7 protein-coding genes are annotated in these 4316 nt (G+C 66.6%); 5 read left to right on the top strand and 2 right to left on the bottom strand.

Annotated elements, in window-relative coordinates; all coding sequences use genetic code 11:
• The 3 genes from Q1J95_RS14895 to Q1J95_RS14905 form a co-directional block, all read left to right on the top strand.
• Positions 1–816: hypothetical protein (locus Q1J95_RS14895; RefSeq protein WP_300269040.1), on the top strand; the 816-nt coding region annotated here is incomplete at its 5' end.
• Positions 813–1295: a hypothetical protein gene (locus Q1J95_RS14900; protein ID WP_300269043.1), complete on the top strand. Its 483-nt coding sequence runs from the start codon at positions 813–815 to the stop codon at positions 1293–1295. The genes Q1J95_RS14895 and Q1J95_RS14900, both read left to right, overlap by 4 nt.
• A gap of 48 nt (positions 1296–1343) precedes the next feature.
• Entirely contained in the window at positions 1344–1541 is a 198-nt protein-coding gene (locus tag Q1J95_RS14905) for a hypothetical protein (RefSeq protein WP_300269045.1), read from the top strand.
• A 128-nt stretch (positions 1542–1669) separates the two neighbouring features.
• Here the strand turns inward: Q1J95_RS14905 and Q1J95_RS14910 are convergent, their stop codons facing one another.
• Complete coding sequence (locus Q1J95_RS14910; RefSeq protein ID WP_300269047.1) at positions 1670–2215, bottom strand: hypothetical protein; 546 nt, start codon at positions 2213–2215, stop codon at positions 1670–1672.
• A gap of 58 nt (positions 2216–2273) precedes the next feature.
• A complete protein-coding gene (locus tag Q1J95_RS14915) occupies positions 2274–2819 on the bottom strand; it encodes a hypothetical protein (protein WP_300269050.1) in 546 nt (181 codons plus the stop codon).
• Positions 2820–2891: 72 nt separating this feature from the next.
• Between Q1J95_RS14915 and Q1J95_RS14920 the strand changes: the two genes are divergently transcribed.
• Positions 2892–3401 carry a hypothetical protein gene (locus Q1J95_RS14920; protein ID WP_300269052.1) on the top strand — a complete coding sequence of 170 codons (510 nt, stop codon included), beginning with the start codon at positions 2892–2894 and terminating at the stop codon, positions 3399–3401.
• Positions 3391–4316: PBSX family phage terminase large subunit (locus Q1J95_RS14925; RefSeq protein WP_300269053.1), on the top strand; the 926-nt coding region annotated here is incomplete at its 3' end. The genes Q1J95_RS14920 and Q1J95_RS14925, both read left to right, overlap by 11 nt.

Raw genomic sequence — 4316 nt, forward strand, 5'->3', positions numbered from 1 at the left:
CTGTGCGCTGCAGCGCTCGGCGAGATCCCCGGCGTGCGTCCCTGTGCGGAGTGGGGCGAGCACCGGGTCACCTGCCTCGACCATCCCGGCTACACGCGCCGCCCGGGCGACTGCCGCGGGTGCCTGCCGAAGGCGGCAGAGCGGGGCTTCCTGTGCGAGTACCACTACGAGGCCGTCGAGACTGCGGTCGCGGAGTGGCCGCGATGGCGAGAGCTGGTCGAGGCCGCTGGCGGGCGCACCGTCTCCCCGACGGGCGAGGGCGGCGGGGAACCGCTGGGCTACACGCTCCTCCCCCTCGGGTATCTCGCGATCGACGAGTGCCGTCGGCATCTCGCGTCGATGCGCGACCAGCCGCTGCACGTGTGGGTCGCGACCGAGGAGGGCGCGCGCGACGCGCTCCTGTTCGCGGTCGCCGCGCGCCGCGCCTACACGACCCTCGAGGTCGAGGAACGCCCGACCCGGTTCGAACGGGTGCGGTGCCCGTCGTGCGGCCTGCTGTCGCTGTCGGAGAACCCGACGCGGGAGATCGCGGGCGGCCGGTCGGTCGAGTGCCAGCACTGCGGCGCAGAGCTCGCGCGCGTGAAGCTCCCCGGCGACCGGTGGGCCGGATCCGGCATGTGCGAGGCGGGCATGCATGTCGACTGCGACCGCACGTCATGCGCCTGCACCTGCCACGACATCGGCCCCGCCTCGCGCGCGATGGGCGCACAGGCCCTGTTCGACGGCGACCTCGCCGCGACAGGCCACACCAACCGGGGCGACTGGATCGTCTACCCGGACCACACCATCCACGAACGAATCGAGGAGGCAGCATGAGCGACTACACGCCGAGCCTGGACAACGCGCGCGTCTCGTACATAGTCGGCCAGATTGAATCCGCGGGGCACGTCGGGGAGAGGCCGATGACGCCTACGGAACTGAAGGCCGAGTTCGACCGCATGATCGACGCCGTGCGAGCCGAGGAGCGCGAGAAGGCCGCACAGATCGCGGAGAGCGAGCAGATCGAGCCGCTCAGCAGCTATGCACTGTGGCGCAACATCGCTGCCCGGATCAGGGAGCAGGCCGGCCGGGAGCCGTGCAACGTCTGCGGGCGAGACGACGGGCGACACAAGATGTCGTGCCGTCCTCAGAATCGCGCCGACGCCGACCGGGAACCGAGCGACGACGAGGTGGAAGCCGCAGCGGAGGTGTTCTGGGAGTACGACATGGTGGATGACTACCGCCGGGAGCGTGCCCGGGCCGCTCTCCTTGCCGCCCAGGAGGTGAGCCGTGCTGAGCGCCGCCCTGGTAAGTGAGGGTAACGCCGCCGCTTACCCACAGATCAGCAGCGAGGAGGAGGCAGGGTGAAGGAGTGGATCACGATCGCTGAGGCGTCGGCGCTCACGGGCAGGTCGCGCCGCGCGATCTACGTGTGGGTGCAGTCGGATCGGCTCGCGTCGCAGATCATCGACGGGCGTGTTCACGTGCTCGCGAAGGCCGTCGCGAGGATCGCGCCGACGGTGAAGCGGGGTCGCCCCCGTGGGTCGCCGACACGCCGGTGACCAAATCCCGCGCCGAAAAATATGCAAATCCTGCATTCATGGCACGATGAATCGTAGATGGTGGAGCAGTCCGCCTAGCGGGAGCCGGTCCAACTGTGACCGGCTCCCCACCGCCTGGTGTACTGCGCTTAGCGCCGCGGCCCGTCCTCTACCTCGCCGTCCGCGTGATCGCTCCACGACTCGACATAGACGATGGAGCTTCTGTTAAGGCCATCATCGTGCACAAGCTTGAAGGGCCGCAGTTTGGAGTGGTGCAGCGCGCCGCGGTGCCAAGCAATCAGCATCCGACCGGCATTCGCAATGATCAGCCCGCGCGCTCCCGAGTTTCTCGTGAACGTGCCCGCATACGAACTCGCCCCATGGATGAAGTTGTCGACGCGATTCTCTTCTGGCGACAGCAGAGAGGTGAGCTGCGAGAGCGCCAAATTGAAAGCGGCAGCAAGCTTCGGTCGGTCTTCAGTCTTGTCTACAGCGGCCGTCGCGACTTGCTGCGCAGCATCGATCCACGCGATGATCGCGGCGCGGCGACGCTCACGGAACTCAGCCGCTTCGATTCTCTGTCGCTCCCATTTCGGGCCAAAGTACGTCGTCGCAAGGGAGGTCGCACCGCCTAGCAATGCGCCGAGGAGGCCCGAAGCGCTGGCGATGAGCGCGACCGCAAGTTCCGGAGACACCCCAGCAGTATCACAGACACAAGGTCCGTCTGTGACACATGTCGAACTCAGGCTTCTGTCAGCCCAGCTTCCCCACTGCCAGCAGATCCGCGGTCACAGCCCGTCGGTTCCACTGCACGATCCCTTGACGGATGAAGCTGGCAATCCTCATCGATTCGCTCACGGACGTCGGCGAGAAACGCGCGATCCTCTCGAGTTCAGCCATACTCGACTCGAACCAGACGTGCAGCTCCTCATCCGCCTCGTCGGTCGCGTAAATATCGATCTGAGCAAGCGCCTCCGCCCGACGCTCATTCAGCTGAGCCTCCACGATCCGAAAGCTAGGGTCGCCGGCCACGAGCTGCTCTAGAACCGCGAGCGCCCGCAGCATCGAGACGGCAACCAGCGCGCGCGCCTCGTCCTCCCGCTGTTGCGATGCCAGCGCTTCTCGCGCCTCGTCTCGCTTCGCGGACTCGACCGCGATGTCCGTCGCGCGGCGCCCGTTCCGGTATGCCAGCCATGCCAGGACGCCCGAAACGATCACCGAGACGGCGGTCACGGCCAGCATCCACCAGTCGGCCTCATGCGGGCCGAAGGTTACCGGCAACGCGGCTAGTTCTCTCATCACCACAGCATCCCAGACCGCGTCGAGACGACGCATCCCGCACAGGGCAAGAGGCCCGAACGAGGTGATCCCATGCCGACCATCACGGACGAGCAGCGCGAACACGTCCTCGCACTCCACGCCGAAGGACACCCCCGCAACGAGATCGCCCGCCGCGTCGGCATCAGCGCCGGATCCGTCACCAACATCTGCCGAGCCGCTGACCGATCCTTTGACCGGTCAGAGACGAAACAGGCCACGGAGGCGCGCCAGATCGACCTCGCTGCGGGCCGTACCCGACTCGCGGAGAAGATGCTCGCGGCGTCGGAGGCGATGCTCGATCGGATCGACGACCCGTACCTCGTGTACAGCTTCGGCGGCAAGGACAACGACTACAACGAGCACACGCTCGAGTCGGCTCCTGTCGAGGTGCGGCGGAACATCATCACGACGGCGGGCATCACGTTCGACAAGCTGACGCGGATCGTCGAGAAGTCCGACACGGGACTTGAGCAGGCGGTCGGCGTGATCGACACGCTCGCGGCGGGCTTCACTGCCGCTGCTGAGCGGCTCCGACCGGAGACTCCGCCCGATGAGGATTGACGAGCTCGAGCGGATGGTGTCGCCGGCGCAGCTGCTGTCGTTGGTCGATGCGATGAAGTTCAAGCTCGCGCTCTGGTTCGGCGCGGTGTCGTCGGGCAAGACGGTGATCAGCCTATTCGCGTTCCTGCTCGCGGTGCGTGCAGCGCCTCGCACGGGCATCATCGTGATCGTCGGTCGGACGATGACGACGGTGTACCAGAACATCTTCGTGCTGTTCCAGAACACGGCGATCTTCGGGACGCTGATCTCGTCGCAGATCCACTACACGCCTGGGGCGTCGTCGGCGCGGATCCTGGGCCGTGAGGTCATGGTCATCGGTGCGCACAACACGGAGGCGGTCGGCAGGATTCAGGGATCGACGATCGCGCTGGCGTATGTCGACGAGGCCGCGCTGATGCCCGAGGCCTTCTGGAACATGCTCGTGTCTCGACTCCGCGTCGATGGCGCGCGCTTGCTCGCGACGATGAACCCGGCGTCCCGCAACCACTGGATCCGCAAGAAGTGGATCGTGCCCGGCGCGGCGAAGAACCTCATCAGCTTCCACTTCACGATGAAGGACAACCCGAACCTGCCCGCCGAGTACGTCGCCGACATGGAGCGCTCCTACAGCGGCGTCTTCTACCAGCGGATGATCAAGGGCGAGTGGACGAACGCCGCCGGCGCGGTCTACCCGATGTGGGATCCCGACCGGCACGTAATCCCCTGGGCCGACATGCCGCCCCTGCGGGACGTGTACGGCATCGGCATGGACTACGGCACGACGAACGCGACGACGGGCCTGCTGCTCGGCCTCACGGACGAGTACAAGGACGGGAAGCCGAAGCCGCGCCTGGTGTTGATGGATGAGTGGGGCTACGACTCGAAGGAGTCCGGCATCCGCCTCACGGACGCCGAGCTGTCGAAGCGGTTCAGGGC

Origin of the sequence: Microbacterium sp. (assembly GCF_029263575.1) — a bacterium.
GTDB lineage: Bacteria > Actinomycetota > Actinomycetes > Actinomycetales > Microbacteriaceae > Microbacterium.

Bases quoted from the DNA above. Each gene is read 5' to 3' on its own strand.
- Q1J95_RS14900 (WP_300269043.1), top strand. From the start codon at position 813: ATGAGCGACTACACGCCGAGCCTGGACAACGCGCGCGTCTCGTACATA.
- Q1J95_RS14915 (WP_300269050.1), bottom strand. From the start codon at position 2,819: ATGAGAGAACTAGCCGCGTTGCCGGTAACCTTCGGCCCGCATGAGGCC.
- Q1J95_RS14920 (WP_300269052.1), top strand. From the start codon at position 2,892: ATGCCGACCATCACGGACGAGCAGCGCGAACACGTCCTCGCACTCCAC.